This is a genomic window from Rhodococcus sp. NPDC060176, from assembly GCF_042728675.1.
GTDB lineage: Bacteria > Actinomycetota > Actinomycetes > Mycobacteriales > Mycobacteriaceae > Rhodococcus_F.
The window spans coordinates 527,167-545,805 of record NZ_JBHWYS010000002.1 but is presented as its reverse complement, the minus strand read 5'-3'; the positions used below and the strand labels follow the sequence as shown (position 1 = coordinate 545,805).

At 64.3% G+C, this 18,639-nt stretch carries 16 protein-coding genes; 10 read left to right on the top strand and 6 right to left on the bottom strand.

The window, feature by feature from the left end:
* Nucleotides 1-89: 89 nt before the first annotated feature.
* The gene (locus ACFWEM_RS10870) at nucleotides 90-1,475 is read right to left on the bottom strand and encodes a DUF349 domain-containing protein (RefSeq protein WP_378533448.1); all 1,386 of its coding nucleotides are present in this window, start codon (nucleotides 1,473-1,475) and stop codon (nucleotides 90-92) included.
* Between the two features lie 139 nt (nucleotides 1,476-1,614).
* Here ACFWEM_RS10870 and ACFWEM_RS10865 point away from each other — a divergent pair, with 139 nt between their 5' ends.
* The 7 genes from ACFWEM_RS10865 to ACFWEM_RS10835 all read left to right on the top strand — a co-directional run bounded on the left by ACFWEM_RS10865 (nucleotide 1,615) and on the right by ACFWEM_RS10835 (nucleotide 8,873).
* On the top strand, nucleotides 1,615-2,361 hold the full coding sequence (locus tag ACFWEM_RS10865) for a class III extradiol dioxygenase subunit B-like domain-containing protein (protein WP_378533446.1): 747 nt from the start codon (nucleotides 1,615-1,617) through the stop codon (nucleotides 2,359-2,361).
* Nucleotides 2,349-3,284, top strand: coding sequence for a tRNA (adenosine(37)-N6)-dimethylallyltransferase MiaA (gene miaA / locus ACFWEM_RS10860; RefSeq protein ID WP_378533445.1), 936 nt, complete (start codon nucleotides 2,349-2,351; stop codon nucleotides 3,282-3,284). The genes ACFWEM_RS10865 and miaA overlap by 13 nt, the downstream gene beginning before the upstream one ends.
* A gap of 83 nt (nucleotides 3,285-3,367) precedes the next feature.
* Nucleotides 3,368-4,039: a class F sortase gene (locus ACFWEM_RS10855; protein ID WP_378533443.1), complete on the top strand. Its 672-nt coding sequence runs from the start codon at nucleotides 3,368-3,370 to the stop codon at nucleotides 4,037-4,039.
* A gap of 32 nt (nucleotides 4,040-4,071) precedes the next feature.
* Complete coding sequence (dapF, locus tag ACFWEM_RS10850) at nucleotides 4,072-4,941, top strand: diaminopimelate epimerase (RefSeq protein WP_378533440.1); 870 nt, start codon at nucleotides 4,072-4,074, stop codon at nucleotides 4,939-4,941.
* Nucleotides 4,942-5,016: 75 nt separating this feature from the next.
* Nucleotides 5,017-6,492, top strand: coding sequence for a GTPase HflX (gene hflX, locus ACFWEM_RS10845; RefSeq protein WP_378533438.1), 1,476 nt, complete (start codon nucleotides 5,017-5,019; stop codon nucleotides 6,490-6,492).
* Entirely contained in the window at nucleotides 6,485-7,492 is a 1,008-nt protein-coding gene (locus ACFWEM_RS10840) for a hypothetical protein (RefSeq protein ID WP_378533436.1), read from the top strand. The genes hflX and ACFWEM_RS10840 overlap by 8 nt, the downstream gene beginning before the upstream one ends.
* A 55-nt stretch (nucleotides 7,493-7,547) precedes the next feature.
* On the top strand, nucleotides 7,548-8,873 hold the full coding sequence (locus tag ACFWEM_RS10835; protein ID WP_378533433.1) for an alpha/beta hydrolase-fold protein: 1,326 nt from the start codon (nucleotides 7,548-7,550) through the stop codon (nucleotides 8,871-8,873).
* 39 nt (nucleotides 8,874-8,912) lie between these two features.
* On the opposite strand, the gene ACFWEM_RS10830 is transcribed toward ACFWEM_RS10835, so the two are convergent.
* The 4 genes from ACFWEM_RS10830 to ACFWEM_RS10815 all read right to left on the bottom strand — a co-directional run bounded on the left by ACFWEM_RS10830 (nucleotide 8,913) and on the right by ACFWEM_RS10815 (nucleotide 13,145).
* Entirely contained in the window at nucleotides 8,913-9,170 is a 258-nt protein-coding gene (locus ACFWEM_RS10830; protein ID WP_003942144.1) for an HPr family phosphocarrier protein, read from the bottom strand.
* A gap of 97 nt (nucleotides 9,171-9,267) precedes the next feature.
* On the bottom strand, nucleotides 9,268-11,367 hold the full coding sequence (locus tag ACFWEM_RS10825; protein ID WP_378533431.1) for a fructose-specific PTS transporter subunit EIIC: 2,100 nt from the start codon (nucleotides 11,365-11,367) through the stop codon (nucleotides 9,268-9,270).
* Between the two features lie 18 nt (nucleotides 11,368-11,385).
* Nucleotides 11,386-12,381 (bottom strand): 1-phosphofructokinase family hexose kinase, encoded by a 996-nt coding sequence (locus ACFWEM_RS10820; protein WP_378533429.1) that lies wholly within the window; start codon nucleotides 12,379-12,381, stop codon nucleotides 11,386-11,388.
* Complete coding sequence (locus ACFWEM_RS10815; RefSeq protein ID WP_317554800.1) at nucleotides 12,378-13,145, bottom strand: DeoR/GlpR family DNA-binding transcription regulator; 768 nt, start codon at nucleotides 13,143-13,145, stop codon at nucleotides 12,378-12,380. The genes ACFWEM_RS10820 and ACFWEM_RS10815 overlap by 4 nt, the downstream gene beginning before the upstream one ends.
* Before the next feature lie 191 nt (nucleotides 13,146-13,336).
* On the opposite strand from ACFWEM_RS10815, the gene ACFWEM_RS10810 reads away from it, so the two are divergent.
* The 3 genes from ACFWEM_RS10810 (at nucleotide 13,337) to ACFWEM_RS10800 (ending at nucleotide 17,698) form a co-directional block, all read left to right on the top strand.
* Nucleotides 13,337-15,010 carry a putative PEP-binding protein gene (locus ACFWEM_RS10810; protein WP_378533427.1) on the top strand — a complete coding sequence of 558 codons (1,674 nt, stop codon included), beginning with the start codon at nucleotides 13,337-13,339 and terminating at the stop codon, nucleotides 15,008-15,010.
* A gap of 75 nt (nucleotides 15,011-15,085) precedes the next feature.
* Entirely contained in the window at nucleotides 15,086-16,366 is a 1,281-nt protein-coding gene (locus ACFWEM_RS10805) for a uracil-xanthine permease family protein (RefSeq protein ID WP_378534529.1), read from the top strand.
* Nucleotides 16,367-16,555: 189 nt separating this feature from the next.
* Entirely contained in the window at nucleotides 16,556-17,698 is a 1,143-nt protein-coding gene (locus tag ACFWEM_RS10800; protein WP_378534527.1) for an acyl-CoA dehydrogenase family protein, read from the top strand.
* 91 nt (nucleotides 17,699-17,789) lie between these two features.
* Here the strand turns inward: ACFWEM_RS10800 and lexA are convergent, their stop codons facing one another.
* A complete protein-coding gene (gene lexA, locus ACFWEM_RS10795) occupies nucleotides 17,790-18,518 on the bottom strand; it encodes a transcriptional repressor LexA (RefSeq protein ID WP_230817157.1) in 729 nt (242 codons plus the stop codon).
* Nucleotides 18,519-18,639 lie beyond the last annotated feature (121 nt).

Below are 18,639 nucleotides of genomic sequence, written 5' to 3'. Positions count from 1 at the left end.
CAGCAGACTGACTGTCCAACGCGCACTACAACGCCGGCTGACTCCTTTCGGAGTCAGCCGGCGTTGTAGTCGTACTCGTTTGTCGTCTGCTACTCGCTGACAGCGCTCTCGGCTGCTTCGGCCCACTCACGCCACTGCTTTGCCTGAGCGAGAGCCTTCTCCGCGTCCTTCGTCTTGCCGGCAGCCTGAGCCTTGGCGGCCTGCTCCTCGAACTGGCTCACCCGCTCCTTGAACTGCGCGACGCGGGCCAGCGCTTCCGGATCGGTGCGACGCCACTCGGCGTCGACTGCGTCGCGCACCTTGGTTTCGATGGCCCGGAGCTTCGCTTCGAGTTCCTGCATTCGTTCGCGCGGCACCTTGCCGATCGCGTCCCACTTCTCCTGCAGGTCTCGCAGCGCTGCACGAGCGTTCTCGAGTCCGTGTGCCGGATCGATGTTCGCGTTCGCAGCGAGCAGCTCTTCCTTCGCGACTGCGTTCTGCTCGAATTCGGCGTCGCGCTCGGATGCGGCAGCGTTGCGGGCGGCGAAGAACACGTCCTGAGCGCCCTTGAATCGCTTCCACAGGTTGTCGTCGGCTTCGCGCGGCGCACGGCCGGCGGCTTTCCACTCGCTGAGTAGATCGCGGAATTCTCCAGCTGTCTGTCCCCATTCGGTGGAGGTCGACAGCTTCTCGGCGCGCTCGACCAGTTCTTCCTTCGTCGAACGGGCGCTCGCACGATCGCGATCGAGTTCCGCGAAGTGGGCTCCACGTCGTCGGTTGAAAGACTCACGAGCCTTCGAGTACCGCTTCCACAGTGCGTCGTCGACCTTGCGGTCGATTCCGCGAATCGTCTTCCACTCGTCGAGAATCTCGCGCAGTCGATCACCCGCGGTCTTCCACTGGGTCGACTCCGAACCGATCTGTTCGGCCTCGACTGCGAGCGCCTCCTTGCGGGCGGTGCTCGCCGCGCGAGACTGTTCCTTCTCTTCCTTCGCGTGCGCCGCGGCCTCGTCGGATCCGGCGATGATCACGTCGAGTCGGCGGGCCAAAGCGTCGAGGTCACCGATCACGGCGGCGGTCGAGAGGGATTCGGACAGAGCGATGGCGGCAGCCTTGGTCTTCTTTGCGTCTCCGGCGCCCGACGTCAGTCGCGCCTCGAGCAGCGAGACCTCGGTCGCGAGATCGTCGTAGCGACGACCGAAATGGGCGAGGCCCTCGGTGGCGTCGCCGGCCTGCCACGAACCGATCTGACGTTCACCGTCAGCGGTCTTCACCCAGGCGGTGCCGTCTTCCTCGACGCGGCCGAATTTGCTCGGATCGCTGGTTGGTGCAGCGGTGACGGCATGCGAGGCCGCCGGACCGGGGCGAGGTGCTCCGGGGCGGGGCGCACCGGGGCGTGGTCCACCAGGTTTGGGTGCTCCGGGTTTGGGAGCAGCCGGGCTCGGGCTGGCCGAACTGCTGTCGGCGCCGGTGGTGGGTTCACTGTTCTCGGTCATCGGTCCTCGTCTCTGCCGCGCGTCACGGCTGCCTGATCGCATTCCTGGTTCCATTGAACCCGGTACTCACGTTCTCCGACTATTGAATCAGGTAAGAGGGTGTGAGGTCGCCACCTCGGGGTCGACTAGCGTGGCAACTGTGTTGACTTCCGCTGTTCTCGTCCCCTCGGCGCCGTTGCTCGTGCCGGAATTGTCCGGTGATTCGGCCGAGTCCGCCCAGGTGCGCGCTGCGGCATCGGCCGCCGTGCGCCGGCTGTCTCACGAGGCAGTTCAATGGGTAGGCGTCGGTGTCGACTCCGAGAAAGCAGCTGACGAACTCTGGCGAACTGGCGTCGGACGTGGACAGATCGGGACTTTCGCCGGATTCGGCGCCGATGTCCGGACGTCTCTGGACGCAGATGCGGCAGGCGAACCGGTGCCATCACTCGAACTCTGCGCCCTCGTGGCCGGCTGGCTGCGTGCCCAGACGGACGTGGAGTCCACCGTCGACATGCACGTTGTCAGCCCGGAGGCGTCTGCGAGTGAGTGCCGTGAATTCGGGTATCAACTCCGCAAGCAACTCGACAGCGACGATCGACCGCAGGGACTTCTGATCGTGGCCGACGGTGCATCCACATTGACGGCAAAGGCGCCGGGAAGCTTCGACGAGCGTGCGGCGGGTGTGCAATCGATCATCGACGATGCCCTGGCTGCCGGTGACCCGGAGGCACTTCTTGCTCTCGATCCGCAGCTTTGCCGCAGTGTCGGAGTTCAGGGGCGTGCGGCATGGCAGGTCCTGTCTGGTGTCTTCACGGACTCGCCCGGGTCAGCTCGTCCTCGTTCGACGGTCGATTACAGCGGTGCGCCGTTCGGTGTCGGCTACCACGTCGGGACGTGGCGGCCGTGAACGTCCCTGAAGAACTTCGCCCGATTGCAGTTGTCGGTCCGACGGCGTCGGGAAAGTCCGATCTCGCATTGGCGTTGGCCGAGGAGTTCGGCGGCGAGATCATCAACATCGACGCGATGCAGCTCTATCGCGGTATGGATATCGGGACGGCGAAACTGACGCTCGCCGAGCGCCGCGGGATTCTCCATCACCTGCTCGACGTTCTCGACGTGACAGAGACCGCCACCGTCGCGCGTTATCAAAGCGACGCGATCGCGGTCGCCGAGAACCTGATCGCGGCAGGCAAGGTTCCGGTGATCGTCGGCGGCTCCATGATGTACGTCCAGTCTTTGCTCGACGAATGGTCTTTTCCGGCAACGGATCCCGACGTTCGTGCAAAGTGGGAAGCGGTGTTGGCCGAGGGTGGGGTCGATGCGGTGCACGCGGCGCTCGTTGCTGCCGATCCAGTCGCGGCGGCGTCGATACTGCCGACGGACGGTCGGCGGATGGTTCGGGCGCTCGAAGTCGTCGAACTGACAGGTCAGCCCTTCGCGGCCTCGGCGCCTCAGATCGGTGACCCTCGTTGGGGGACCCGCATTCTCGGCGTGGATCGTGACACCGAAGAACTCGACGCCCGGATTCGCTTGCGAACGGAGCTGATGTTCTCAGGCGGACTTGTCGACGAGGTTTCCGCACTTGTCGACCAAGGATTGCGTGAGGGCGTCACAGCGCCGCGAGCGATCGGCTACGCGCAGGTGCTCGCATATTTCGACGGCGAATACGATCTGGCCGAAGCGCTCGAACGGACGTTCATCGGGACGCGGCGCTACGTTCGCCGCCAACGATCGTGGTTCCGTCGTGACACCCGCGTGCAGTGGCTCGACGGTGCCGATCCGGAGCTGGCCAACTCCGCCTTCGCGGCCCTCGCAGATCGCGGTCTGTAACACGGTCGAGCCAATCAGCTATCTTACAGTTAGCTGTTCGCGATCGGGCCGTTTCGCGATAGACGGAGTGAAGGGCAACGAACATGGCGCAGACCGGGACACACGCGCGTCCAAGACGTCGACGCGCGGGCGGGTTGCCGCTGGTTCTTCTGCTCGTCACATTTCTTGCTGTCGGCGGGGTGTTGATCTACTTTGCGGTGAGTGCGGCCGGGAAACCCATCAGCGCGCCTGTTCCCGAAGCGCCGTTCGACGTAGGAGCCCCAACCGATCCGGGGGCAACGTGGGCGCCCGCACCCACAGATCTGCCGCCGAACACCTTGGCGATTCCCGACCTGGATGTGCGTGCCGACATCGTGACCAGTGGGTTCGGTGCGAACCGCGGAATGATCCTTCCTCATCCTGACAAGGTCTCGCACTTCACCAACGGTGTGCAGTTCGGATCTTCGGAGGGTACGAATCTTGTTGCCGGTCACGTCGACGACGGTGATCGCACACACGGCGCTTTGTGGGCGCTGCACCAGATCGAACCGGGAACACCGATCTACGTGAGCGACGGGGCCGGAACGATGTTCACCTATCACGCAGCGAGCCTGAAACTGTACGAAAAGGTGGCTTTGCCTGCGGAGTTCTTCTCCGAAACTGGTGCGCCCAGGCTGGTCCTCGTGACCTGCGGGGGCGAGACGGTGCCCGACCCCTCGTTGCCGTCCGGATTCACGTATGAACAGAACGTGGTGGTCACCGCGTTACCCGCGTAGGTCGGTCGGTACGTCCGGATAGGATGGCGACCATGGATTTCAGTAAGGGCCACGGCACGCAGAACGACTTCGTCGTTCTCCCTGACCTCGACGTTCGGATCGATCTCGAACCGGCGCGGGTTTCCGCGTTGTGTGATCGTCAGCGTGGTCTCGGCGCCGACGGCATCCTTCGTGTCGCGCGGGCGGGTGCACTCACGGACGCGGGCGTGCTCACCGCGCTTCCGGACGGCGTCGCTGCCGAAGACTGGTTCATGGATTACCGCAACGGCGACGGATCGACCGCGGAGATGTGCGGAAACGGCGTTCGCGTGTTTGCGCACTATCTCAAGGCCTCCGGCCTGGAGAGCAGGGACGAGTTCGTGGTCGGCAGCCGCGCGGGAGCGCGTCCGGTCGTGGTGCACAGCTACGACGCCACACGCGGCGACGTGACCGTGGCGATGGGCCCGATCAAGGACCTCGGCACCAGTTCGGCAACAATCGACGGCCGCGTCTTCTCCGGCGCCGGCATCGACGTCGGCAATCCGCATCTGGCGTGTGTCGACGAGCATGTGACGGCCGAGGTTTTGAGTGCACTCGATTTAACTGTCTCTCCGGGCTTCGACCCCGGGTTCTTCCCGCACGGGGTCAACATCGAGATCGTGACACCGATCCACGACGGTGGGGTCCACATGCGCGTTCACGAGCGCGGTGTGGGTGAGACTCGTTCCTGCGGAACCGGAACGGTCGCGGCTGCGGCTGCGGCGCTGAAGTACGACGGCCGCGAGGAGGGTTCGGTCCTGGTGCGCGTCCTCGGCGGCGAAGTGCAGGTCACCGTCGAAAGCGGCGAAGGGTCCTTGCGAGGGCCCTCGGTTCTGGTGGCGAGCGGAACGATCAGCGACGCCTGGTGGCAATCGCTTGTGTGATAACGCCCGCGTGAAATACGCCTGCAGGAAATACGGATGCATCGTGTCAGGGTTTCGTGGGACCATGGATCTTGTATGACGAACACACAGGAAAACGAAGAGTCCACCGCTCGCGAGCAGTCCGAGTACGCGCAGGCCCAATACACGGCAGCGTCCGCATCGGACAACCCGTCGACCGGTGAGATGCAACTCGCAGATCGCGGCGCCCTACGCCGCGTGGCCGGTCTGTCGACCGAGCTCGAGGACGTCACCGAAGTCGAGTACCGCCAGCTTCGACTCGAAAGAGTTGTCCTGGTCGGCGTCTGGACGCAGGGAACAGCCGAGCAGGCTCAGGCGAGCATGACCGAGTTGGCCGCACTTGCCGAGACGGCCGGTTCCGAGGTCCTCGAAGGACTGGTCCAGCGGCGCGACAAACCCGACGCCGCCACGTACATCGGTTCCGGCAAGGCGCAGGAACTGCGCGAAGTCGTGTTGGCGACCGGTGCCGACACCGTCGTCTGCGACGGTGAACTGACGCCGGCCCAGCTCACCGCGCTGGAGAAGATCGTCAAGGTCAAGGTCATCGACCGAACGGCTTTGATTCTCGACATCTTCGCCCAACACGCCACTTCCCGTGAGGGCAAGGCGCAGGTCGCTTTTGCTCAGATGGAGTACATGCTCCCGCGTCTGCGTGGTTGGGGCGAGTCGATGTCTCGTCAGGCCGGTGGCCGCGCCGGAAGCAACGGCGGCGTGGGTCTACGTGGTCCGGGTGAAACCAAGATCGAGACGGACCGTCGCCGTATCCGTGAGCGCATGGCAAAACTGCGCCGCGAGATCAAGGGCATGAAGGCCGCTCGCGACACCAAGCGCACACGTCGACTGCAGAGCGACATCCCGTCGATCGCCATCGTCGGATACACGAATGCGGGCAAGTCGAGTCTGCTCAACTCGCTCACCGGATCCGGTGTGCTCGTGGAGAACGCGTTGTTCGCCACGTTGGACCCGACAACCCGACGCGCTGCGCTCGACGACGGCCGTGAGTACGTACTGACCGATACGGTCGGTTTCGTGCGGCACCTTCCGACTCAGCTGGTCGAGGCATTTCGCTCGACCCTCGAGGAAGTGACCGACGCGGATCTGCTGCTACACGTCGTCGACGGCTCGGATCCGTTGCCGACCGAGCAGATCAAGGCTGTGCGGGAAGTTGTGACCGACGTTCTGCGCGAGACGGATTCGAAGGCTCCGCCGGAGTTGATCGTGGTCAACAAGATCGACGCGGCAGATCCGGTTACCTTGACGCAACTGCGTGGTCTGCTGCCGGGCGCTGTGTTCGTCTCGGCGCGGACCGGCGAGGGAATCGCCGAACTGCGAGCACATCTCAGCGAGGTTCTGGTTCGGCCGGAGGTCGAGGTCGACGTGCTGGTGCCGTATACGCGCGGTGATCTGATGGCTCGAATCCACTCGGACGGAACGATCTTGGAATCGACTCACGAAGAGGCGGGGACGCGGGTGCACGCACGCGTGCCGCAGATGTTGGCCTCGGCTTTGGTGGAGTACGCACCTAGTGCGTAGTTTCGGCGCAGTGGTCTCGGCGCTTGCTGTGACCACTGCGACTGTGCTGCTTCCCGGAGCGCTTGCACAGGCGTCGTCGTTCGAACCGAGCGAGTTCGCCCCGCTCTGTACACCTACTGATCCTACGCTCCAGGAGTTGTCGGGGATGGTCGTCGTCGACGATCGGATCTACGCGATGGGCGACGGCGGCAGTGACGACTACGTGTTCGAGATGGATCTGAACTGTGTTGTCCAGAAACAGATTCCGGTCCCGATCGATCCCTACGACGTCGAAGATCTTGCGGTCAGTGGTCGGACGCTCGTTCTGTCGGACACCGGAGACAACCTCCGGACCCGCGAAACGGTGGCGTTCATCACGATGGACCTCGATTCAGGCGACGGTGCGTTGCACCGCCTTACGTACCCGGACGGTGCGCACGACACCGAGTCGATTCTGCTCGACCCCGACGGCCATGTCTTTGTCGTGACCAAGGAATTGTTCGGCGAAAGCAGTGTCTACACACCGGTCGGGGATCAGAAACTGAGTGACTTGGCGCAGCCCGGCCCGACGCCGCTCGAGCGCGTCGGAGCCGTGTCCCTCGGACCGGAGAAGCCCGTGTCGGTGATGTTCACCGGGGGAGCTGTGTCGTCGGACGGTTCGGCGATCGCACTTCGGAGTTACTCCGACCTGTACCTGTACGAAGTCGTGGACGGCGGAATCGGCGCGACGCTCACCGGTACCGAACCCCTGCGGATCGCGCTCCCGACGGAGCCTCAGGGTGAGGCGGTGGCATTCAACAATGCGGGCGATGTTCTGATCGGTTCGGAATCTGCCGGTGGAGCGTTGCCGCCGGTGTACGTGATGCGCGCGCTCGTGGACGCGACGGAAGCGACGGCTGACTCGTCTGCCGGTTCGGTCGGTGTCGGGGTCGATCCGTGGACATTCGTGTGGGCTGGACTGGTCGCGGCAGGATGTGCGATCGGGGCCGTGGCGTTCGTGAGATTACGACGACGCCGCTGATTCCCGAAAGTTCCACGAATTCGCAGACCGCCGGTAGATGTGGATACTGGAACGAATGCACGGGCATCAACTCCTGACGCGGCTCTCGCGTATGTCACTCGAGCACGGACACATCACCGCCGCGCTGCTCGTGGGTTCCGTCATCGTCGGCGTAGGTGCGCTGCTTCTGCTTCGGTGGTTGCCGCGTGGGGCCGCGTTAGCCGCGCTGGGTCTGTCAGTGGGCGGGTCGGCCATCGCTGCGATGTTGGTGTGGCTCAGCTTTCGGCCGTTGCCCGCGCAGCTACCGGCGTCGAGTTTTGTGTGGATAGCGCTGGCGATGTTCGGAGTCGTCGGCGCCGCACTTGTTCTCCTTCGGCGCCCTGGGCTTGCGCGTGGTCTTTCGGTGACGGCATTCGCCGGGCTGGCCGCGATCGTCGCGGTAGGTCAGGTCAACGCTGCGACCGGCACGTATCCCACACTCGGCTCACTGGTCGGGCACTGGCCGGTCGGCTCGGTCGAGAATGTTGCCTTCGATTCACTCCCCGGGGCCGAACCTCGGGTGCAGCGGGGACTGCCCACCGAAACTCATTGGCAGGTTCCGGTGCGGATGCCAAGCAACGGTGTCGTGACGGAGGCGGCGATTCCGGGAAACATCTCGGGATTCGACGCGAGGCCTGCGACGCTGTATCTCCCGCCGGCCTACCTTGCCGATCCGCGTGCCGAGTTGCCCGTCCTGGTGTTGGTGGCGGGTGAGCCCGGAAGCCCCAGCGACTGGCTCGACAGTGGCCGGCTCGCGACCACCGTCGACGCCTATGCGTCGAGGCATTCCGGGCTTGCTCCCGTGGTGGTGGTCCCCGACGCGTTGGGGGACTACGACGCCAACCCCGGCTGCATGGATTCTGCGCTCGGCAACGTCGCGACGTATCTGGACCAGGACGTCCCGAACTGGATCGAATCGAACCTTCAAGTGAATCCGGACGCAGCTCAATGGGCTATCGGCGGGTTTTCTTACGGTGGAACCTGCGCGATCGAGATGGCCGTGAACTTCCCGGACCGATACCCCTCGTTCCTGGACTTCTCCGGCCAGGACGAACCGTCGACCGGTGATCACGAGGACACCGTGGCGGCCATGTTCGACGGTGACGAAGACGCTTTCGACGCAGTCAATGCCCGAGACCTGATGGCGCAGAATCGGTATCCGCAGTTGTCGGGTGTATTTGTCGCGGGTGAAGACGACGACATCTACCGTCCCCAGCAGGAGATCATGTACGAGGCTGCGCGGGCCGCCGACATGAACGTGGAGTACTACACCCTCCCCGGTGGACACTCGGGTGATGTGTGGGGCACTGCTCTGGAACTCGAAATGGACTGGTTGGGCCGGACACTCGCACTGACTCCGTGAGAGTGTCCGGCCCACTACACAGCACCGGCGGAAATCGGGTCAAGCGTCGAGATCAGCGGCCACCAGTTCGGCGACCTTGGCGAGCGCGTCGGCGTCGTCGGATTCGATCGTGACTTCGGTGTCCTTGGCGGCTCCGAGCGTCATGATCATCAGTGCCGAACCTGCATCCACGGGTTCGCCGTCGGCGACGGCGAGGGTGACCGTGGCGCCGGAGGCTCCGACTGCTTCGGCGATGAGGGCGGCGGGACGGGCGTGCAGGCCGACTGCGGAACCGACGGCAACTGTCTTGCTGGGCATGGGATCTCCTCGTTGTAGAGCTGTCGTTGCGGACGTTTTGGGGTGTTCGGGCGGATCTGGTGACTACGGTGGTGACTGCAGTGTTGCCTGCTGTCGATCATGCCGCAGCGGGCACGATTTCGGGGTCGAGTTCGGCATCGGAGGGCCCCTTGCGGAAGAACTCCTTGGCTCCGACGACAGCGAGCGCAGCTACCACGGTTCCCGCGGCGAGTGAGACGAGGAACCAGCCGATGCCGCCGACTGCGAAGAAGACGAAGATCCCGCCGTGCGGAGCGCTGAGAGTGACGTCGAAAGCCATGATCAGTGCGCCGGTGACGGCGCCGCCCGCCATCATCGAGGGGATCACGCGAAGTGGGTCGGCAGCGGCGAACGGAATCGCGCCCTCGGAGATGAATGCTGAACCGAGCAACCAGGCAGCCTTACCGTTCTCACGTTCGGCTTCGCTGAAGAGCTTGGGACGCAACACTGTCGAGGCAAGTGCCATGGCGAGCGGCGGAACCATACCGGCGGCCATGACTGCCGCCATGATGCGCAAGGTGGCGGGGTCGTTGACATTGAGTCCGGCGACGGCGAAGGCGTAAGCCGCCTTGTTGACCGGTCCGCCGAGGTCGAAGCACATCATCAGGCCGAGAATGATGCCGAGGAAGATGGCCGAGCTGCCGGACAATCCGTTGAGCCAGTCGGTCAGACCGGAGGTGATCGCAGCGAGCGGACGACCGAGGACGATGAACATCAGCGCTCCGACGACCAGCGTCGCGAACAGCGGGATGATCACCACTGGCATGAGGCCTCGAAGCCACTGCGGGACGGCGATCCGGCCGATGTAGAGCGCGACGACACCGGCGATGAGACCACCGACCAGGCCGCCGATGAAACCGGCACCGACGAACACGGCGACCGCGCCGGCCGTGAAGCCGGGAGCGATGCCAGGCCGGTCGGCGATGGCAAAGGCGATGTAGCCGGCCAACGCGGGGACCAGGAAGCTGAATGCCAACGAACCGATCTGGAACAGAACTGCGCCGAGATAGGTGGCCAGACCACCGTCGGGAAGGTTGGTGATCGAGTTGTTGAGAACGATGTCCTTGGCAGGGCCGGAGATCTCGTATCCACCGAGCAGGAAGCCGAGTGCGATCAGCAGACCGCCGGCCGCGACGAACGGGATCATATAGCTGACACCGGTCAGGAGGACCTGACGGAGGTGGGTGCCGAACCCTACGGAACCGGCATCGGAATCCGCAGCCGCGGCGGCAGTGCCGTCCACGGTGGCGGCGGCGGGATTCTCGGAGGCGCGCAATGCTTCTGCAAGCATCTTGTCCGGCTCGTTGATCGCCCGTTTCACACCGGAAGCGACGACGGGTTTGCCGGCGAATCGTTCGCGGCCCTTCACCCCGACGTCGGTGGCGAAGATGACAGCGGCGGCTCCGGCGATGACCGACGGGTCCAGCGGGGTGCTTCCGCTCGAGCCCTGCGTTTCGACGTGAACCTTGACGCCGGCGCGTTCACCCGCGGCGACGAGTGAGTCCGCCGCCATGTAGGTGTGAGCGATTCCGGTCGGGCAGGCGGTGACCGCGACGATGTGACGCTCCGCGGTCGCTGGTGCCGGGGTCTCGTCGGTGGCGTGTTTCCCGGCGGAAACAGGTGGCGGGGGCGTCACTGCTGCGGTCTTCGGGGCGGAATCCTTCTGTGCGGAATCCTTCGGTGTGGGGTCCTTCGGTGCGGGATTGAGGACCTCGTCGACCAAGCGCACGATCTCGTCCGGCGTCGATGCTTCACGAAGTGACGTGACGAACGCGGGCCGAACGAGTGCTCGGGCCAAGGAGGAGAGCAGCTTCATGTGCTCGGCTCCGGCGCCTTCAGGTGCCGCGATCAGGAAGACCAGATCGGCGGGGCCGTCGGGTGCGCCGAAATCGACCTTCGGATCGAGTCGAGCAAACCCCAGGGACGCGGCCGAGACGGCCTCGGCGCGGCAGTGAGGAATTGCGATTCCGCCGGGCAAGCCGGTCGCGGACTGAGCTTCGCGAGCGAGTGCTGCATCGACCAGTCCCGCGGCGTCGCTCGCCCGACCCGCAGCAGTCAATCGCGCTGCGAGAGAACGAATGACATCTTCCTTGGTCGAGCCCAGGTCGGTGTCGAGTGAGATCAGTTCGGGACTGATGATCTCCGGGCCGGAACTGCCGGCTGCGGTGGTATCGGACATGTCAGGTTCCTTAGGGCGTCAGGCGAGTTCGGTGGGGACGGGGATGGGAGAGGCGGCATCTGCTGCAGATACCGAAACCGCTGCCAGATCGATCTGTTCGGGTGTGGGAAGGGTTGTGCCGGGAAGGGAGGCAGCGGCGCTTCCGTAGGCGACCGCGTGACGTAGCCGCTCGGATTCCGAGCCGCCGCCCGCTTCGGCGAGGATGTAGCCGGCCAGCGACGAATCGCCTGCGCCGACGGTACTGACTGCGACAATCGGGGGAGCGGTGGCGATCCACGCGCCGTCGGCCGTGACGAGGACGGCACCGGCTGCACCGAGCGTGGCGAGCACACTGCCGACGCCGCGGTCGACCAATCGCTGTGCTGCCGTGATTGCAGGCCTGGGATCACCGTTCTCTGCAGCACGTTCGAGGACGTGGCCGTCGACGCCGGTCAGTTGCGCGAGTTCCTCGCCGTTGGGTTTGAGCAGGTCAGGTGCCGAGCCGGGGAAGCCTTCGGCGAGCGCCGTCAGTGGAGCGTCCGAGGTGTCGACCGCTACCTTGCACGGGTGATCGCGCAGCGCAGCGACAAGTTCGCCGTACCAACCGAGCGGAACGCCGGGGGGCAGCGATCCGGACAGTGCGAACCACAGCGCGGTATCGGCGCGAGCGATCAACTCCTGAGCCAAAGCGTCGAGCGTCGAACCGGACAGTGTTGCGCCGGGCTCGTTGATCTTCGTCGTAGTCCCGTCTGGTTCCGCGATGGTGATGTTGGTGCGCGCCAGACCCGTTGTGGCGACGCCGATGTGGGGAATCTCGCCGGCCGCGAGCGCCGAGAGTAATGGGTCGCCGCCGTTCCCCGGTAGGACCGCGAGGACGTCGAGGTCGGCTGCGGCGAGAACACGTGCGACGTTGACCCCCTTGCCGCCTGGGTCACTGCGAGTGGAGTGCGCGCGTAGGACGGAGCCTCGTTCGAGCCGTTGCTCGAGTTGCACGGTCCGATCGATACTCGGGTTGGCTGTCAGTGTGACGATCATGCGATCACCACCTCGATTCCGTGGTCGTGGAACTCGGATGTGTCTGTGGGACTGATGTCTTCGTCGGTGATGAGGACGTCGATGCTGTCGAGTGGGGCGAAGCTGATCAAGTGCTCGCGGCCTACTTTGGTGGAATCGGCCACCACGACAACATGATTGGCGGCTTTGACCATCGCTCGTTTGACCGCGGCCTCCTCGCTGTCCGGCGTGGAGAGTCCATGCCCGACGCTGATCGCGTTGGTTCCGATGAAGGCGACGTCGACCCGCAACGTGCTCAGCAGTCGTAGGGCGTCCTCGCCGACCGCGGCTTGCGTCACCCCGCGTACTCGTCCGCCGAGCAGGATCAGGGAAATCGAGTTCATCGACGCCAGTCGGGCGCCGATCGGGACGGAATTGGTGACGGCTGTGAAGTCGTTCTCGGTCGGTAGTTCGGGGATCATGCGGCCCGTGGTCGTGCCCGCGTCGAAGATCACGCTGCCGCCGGTGGGGGGAAGGTAGGTGACCGCACAGCGGGCGATCCGGTCCTTCTGTTGCGCGCGGGTCTGATCGCGTTCCGCCATGCCGGGTTCGGTCACGTGGAGGGATCCGGTCGGAACGGCGCCGCCGTGCACGCGCCTTATCTGTCCGATCCGTTCGAGGAAGGCCAGATCGCGACGCACGGTCTCGGTGGTTACACCGAAGGTCTCCGACAGAGCCGCCACGGACATGCGTCCGCGCTGCGACACCATGGTGCCGATCGCTTGTTGGCGTTCTTCCGCGTACACGTTCACTCCGATTCCGAAATGTGATCCGACGGTGCGGTGTGGATCACAACGAATGTTGCTTTATGTTGTTTTACGCCCGAGTGTGTTGACATGTCAAGAGTTGAGAGTAATCTTCGTCACAACGAAGGTGTGGGCTTTACGCGCTCGAGGTGCTCCGGTGTGACACCGGGCCCATCGCTCAAGGAGGACAGATGACCGAACAGCTCAATCGCATCACCGTGCACGGCACTCCCGTCGTGCCCGGAATTGCCTACGGCCCGGCTATCTGGCCGTCCAGCCGACCAGAACTTGTCACCGATGCGCCGGCCCTCGACGAGGCGGATCGAGAGGCCGCCGCCGATGCCTTCGCCGCAGCGGCGAAGGCTGTCGAGAACCGCCTTCTCGGACGGGCAGCCGAAGCCACGGGCGCAGCCGCAGAGGTCTTGCAGGCCAACGCGGCCATGGCAGCCGATCGAGGCTGGATCGGAGCGGCCAAGAAGTCGATCGCGGGCGGAGTTCCTCCGGTCCAGGCGGCGATCGCGGCGACGGAGCAATTCGTGGTGTTGTTCACCAAGGTCGGCGGTTTGATGGCGGAGCGCGTCACCGACCTCGAGGACATCCGCGATCGCGTGATCGCAGAACTCTCCGGATTGCCCGAACCCGGAGTTCCGATGCCCGAGACGCCGTCGGTGCTGTGCGCGGACGATCTTGCTCCCGCCGACACCGCCGGCCTCGATGCAACCAAGATCATCGGACTCGTGACCATCTACGGCGGCCCGACCAGCCACACGGCAATCATCGCGCGGCAGTTGGGCATCCCGTGCATCGTGGCCGCGAAGGAATTGGAATCCGTACCGGCAGGAACACCGATTCTGATCGACGGAACCACCGGCGACGTGATCGCGGAGCCGGATCCCGAGCAGGCGCGCGAACTGGTCGACCAATCCCGAATCGATCGCGAACGCGTCAGCACGTGGACCGGACCCGGCCGGACGTCGGACGGCCGGCCGGTGGACGTCCTCGCCAATGTCCAAGACGGCGCCGGCGCTCGGGCGGCGGCGTTGACCGCAGCGGGAGGTATCGGGCTCTTCCGGACCGAACTCTGTTTCCTCGGCCGTGAGACCGAACCGACCGTTGACGAGCAGGCGGCAATCTACGCCGAGGTTCTCGAGGCCTTCGCGGGCAAGAAGGTCATTATTCGCACGTTGGACGCGGGTTCGGACAAGCCACTCAAATTCGCCAACCACCAAGAGGAAGCGAATCCGGCACTCGGCGTTCGTGGGGTCCGAATCGCCTGGCAGGACATGGGTATTCTCGACCGCCAGCTCGACGCGATCGCCGCAGCCGCGGCGTCGACGAACTCTTCGCCGTGGGTCATGGCGCCGATGATCGCCACCCCGGCTGAAGCACAACGCTTTGCCGACGCGGTGCGGGCGCGCGATCTTGTTCCCGGTGTGATGGTGGAGATCCCGGCGGCGGCGCTGCTGGCCGACCAGATCCTCGAACACGTCGAGTTCCTCTCGATCGGTACCAACGACCTCGCTCAGTACACGATGGCCGCTGATCGAATGTCTTCCGAACTCGCCGACCTGACCGACCCGTGGCAGCCCGCCGTGCTCGCCCTGGTGGCACGTACGGCCCAGGCCGGTCAGGCGGCAGGCAAGCGCGTCGGGGTCTGCGGTGAGGCGGCTGCCGATCCGCTGTTGGCATGCGTACTTGCCGGTCTCGGTGTTTCGTCACTGTCGTGTGCTGCGGCGTCGGTTGCCGGGGTGGGAGCGAAGGTCGGGTCCGTCACCATGGCGCAATGTGAGGCGGCTGCGGCGGCGGTGCTGGCGACCGGTGATCCGGTGGCGGCACGCAAAGCGGCGGCTGACGCAATCAGCTGAAGCGGTTTCGTCGGTCTCGGTCGGCGAGCGAGTGCCTGACCTCTAGTATTTCGACCTGTGATCGAACGAGAAACAATGACCGGGGCCGGCGGAATCGGCTGGACTGTCCATGGCGACGGCAAGCGGATCGCCGACGGCGCCGTCGTGGCGCCGGATGAACGACTGAGTTGGCCGCGCACCATCGGGATCGGGATGCAGCACGTCATCGCGATGTTCGGAGCGACACTGCTCGTTCCGACCATCACGGGCTTCCCCGTCACCACGACGCTGTTGTTCTCGGGTATCGGCACCGCGCTGTTCCTGCTCATCACCCGGGGCCGGATCCCCAGCTACCTCGGTTCGTCCTTCGCGTTCATCGCCCCTCTGGCAGCGTCGGCAGGATCGGGCCCGGCCGCGCAGCTCGGTGCCGTCATGGCTGTCGGCATCGTGTTGATGTTGATCGGCGTCGCCGTACGTCTGATCGGCGGTCGGGTCATCGACGCGGTCATGCCGCCGGTGGTGACGGGTGCCGTCGTCGCGCTGATCGGTCTCAACCTCGCTCCGACTGCGGCCGGTTCCTTCGAGTCGCAGCCGTTGATCGCCACGGTGACGCTCTTTGCGATCCTGCTCGTCACGGTCGTGGGGCCCGGTCTGCTCGGCCGGTTGGGCATTCTGGTCGGCGTAGTGATCGGTTGGGTCTTCGCCGCGGTCGTCGGCGGACTCGACAGTGAACGAGTGTCGGCTCTGCGTGAAGCGGACTGGTTCGGGCTGCCGAGTCTGCACGGACCGTCGTTCGACTGGTCGGTGATCGTGCTCGCGCTGCCCGTGGTGATCGTTCTGGTCGCCGAAAACGTCGGACACGTCAAGGCGGTGTCCGCCATGACAGGTAAGTCGCTCGACGACCTGGCCGGCAACGCACTCTTTGCAGACGGCCTCGCCACTACCTTGGCAGGTGCCGGTGGTGGTTCCGGAACCACCACGTATGCCGAGAACATCGGCGTCATGGCAGCGACGCGCGTGTATTCGACCGCTGCGTACTGGGTAGCCGCCGCCACCGCCGTGATCCTGGCATTCTCGCCCAAGTTCGGTGCGCTGGTCTTCACGGTTCCGAACGGGGTCATCGGCGGCGCGACGATGGTTCTCTACGGCCTCATCGGCATTCTCGGTGTGCGTATCTGGATGGACGCGAAGGTCGACTTCACCGATCCGGTCAACCTGACGGTCGCTGCGGCTGCGCTGGTCGCCGGCATCGGAAACTTGACGTTGACCATTGGTTCGGTCGAGCTGGGCGGCATCGCCTGGGGGTCGATCGGCATCCTTGTCGCGTACCCGATCATGCGGTATCTCGCCAAATTCCGTACTTCGAGTAACAGATAACCGCTACAGTCACGAATCGTGATCGTTCGGGTCATCGACGGGTATCGCAACAGGTTCTACCGTCGGAGGCAGTGACGTGGGCCCGCTAACTTCGGCGTGCCCGGTCTCAGCGTAAACATCCCGACCGGGTACATCATCCCCACCGGGTACATCACTGAAGTGCCGTATATCGAATTGCAAGGAGTCGGCGTGGAGCGCACCCTGTTCGAACCGGAACATGAACTCTTCCGGGAGTCGTACCAGAAGTTCTTGGCACAGCACGTTGCACCGAACCACGAGAAGTGGGAAGAACAGAACATCGTCGATCGTGACGTCTGGGTCGAGGCCGGAAAGCAGGGCTTCCTGGGAACCGCGGTACCCGAGGAATTCGGCGGCGGCGGCGTCAAGGATTTCCGCTACAACGCGATCATCACCGAGGAAACCACCAAGGGTGGCTTCAGTGGTATCGGCTTCACACTGCACAACGACGTGGTGGCGCCATACCTCCTCGACCTGAGCAATGACGAGCAGAAGCAGCGTTGGCTGCCCGGATTCGCGTCGGGCGAGCTGATTTCCGCGATCGCGATGACCGAACCGGGTACCGGTAGCGACCTGCAGGGCATCAAGACCAAAGCGGTTCGCGACGGGGACCACTGGGTTCTCAACGGCTCGAAGACCTTCATCACCAACGGCATCAACGCCGACATCATCATCGTCGTCGCCTGTACCGACCCGGACAAGGGAGCGCAGGGCTTCAGCCTGCTCGTCGTCGAGCGGGACATGCCGGGCTTCGAGCGTGGACGCAACCTCGACAAGATCGGCATGAAGGCTCAGGACACTGCCGAACTCAGCTTCACCGACGTCCGCGTGCCCGCCGCCAACTTGCTGGGCGAAGAGGGAATGGGCTTCTTCTACTTGATGAAGAACCTTCCCCAGGAACGACTCTCGATCGCAGTTGTTGCCGCTGCCGCAATGGAATCGGTTCTCGAGAGCACGATCCAGTACTGCCGCGACCGCAAGGCATTCGGCAAGTCGATCGGCAGCTTCCAGAACACCCGATTCGTGCTGGCCGAACTGGCAACGGAGACCACCGCGGTACGCATCCTGGTGGACAAGTTCATCGAGCAACTCAATGCCGAGAAGCTGACCGTGCAGGAAGCTGCGATGGCGAAGTGGTGGACCACCGAAGCTCAGGTCAAGCTGATCGACCGCTGTCTCCAGCTGCACGGAGGCTACGGCTACATGAAGGAATACCCGGTTGCCAAGGCGTACATGGACTCTCGTGTGCAGACCATCTACGGTGGCACGACCGAGATCATGAAGGAGATCATCGGGCGTTCGCTGAATCTCTGATTCCGATCATGCGTCGCTGATCTTCACCAAAAACTCTGGGCCCCGACAAATGTCGGGGCCCAGAGTTTTTCGATCGGGGGTGCGAGCGAACTCAGATCTTCCGCATGACGGTGACAACCTTGCCCAGGATGACAGCGTTGTTGCCGGGAATCGGTTCGAAGAGTTCATTGTGCGGCATCAGCCACACCTCCTTCTTCGTGCGCTTGAACGTCTTGACGGTGGCTTCACCGTCGATCATGGCGGCCACGATGTCACCGTTCTCCGCCACGTTCTGCTGGCGGACGACAACCCAGTCGCCATCGCAGATCGCTGCATCGATCATCGACTCGCCGACAACCTTGAGCATGAAAAGCGAACCCTGGCCGACGAGCTCACGGGGGAGTGGGAACACGTCCTCCACGGCTTCCTCGGCGAGGATCGGTCCGCCGGCGGCGATGCGGCCCAGGATGGGGACGAACGCCGGCTCGGGTAGTGGGTCGGCGCTGTTGTACTCGCCGGAATGCTTCGACACCGACGCAATGGCGGTATCGGCAGCAACCTCGTCGAGACCCCGAACATCGACGGCGCGAGGCCGATTGGGATCGCGCCGAAGGAAGCCCTTGCGCTCCAACGTCCGCAGCTGATGTGCGACCGACGAGGTGGAGGTGAGCCCCACTGCATCACCGATCTCGCGAATGCTGGGCGGGTAACCGCGCTCGGTCACGGAATCGCGGATCACTTCGAGAACGCGCCGCTGGCGCTCGGTGAGGGTCTCGCTCGACGGAGACGGAACTGCAGAAGCTCCTGCCTCCGCGGCACTGCTGGAGCGATCGTCCTTCATGGCCTGTTGCCTCCGTGTCTAGAGAAAGTGCGTGTCTGAAGAAAGGGCGTGTCTGAAGAAATGGCATGTCTGTAAAAGCGTCTGGCGTAAATCGTGTGGTGCGTATCGCGCGGAAACTTGT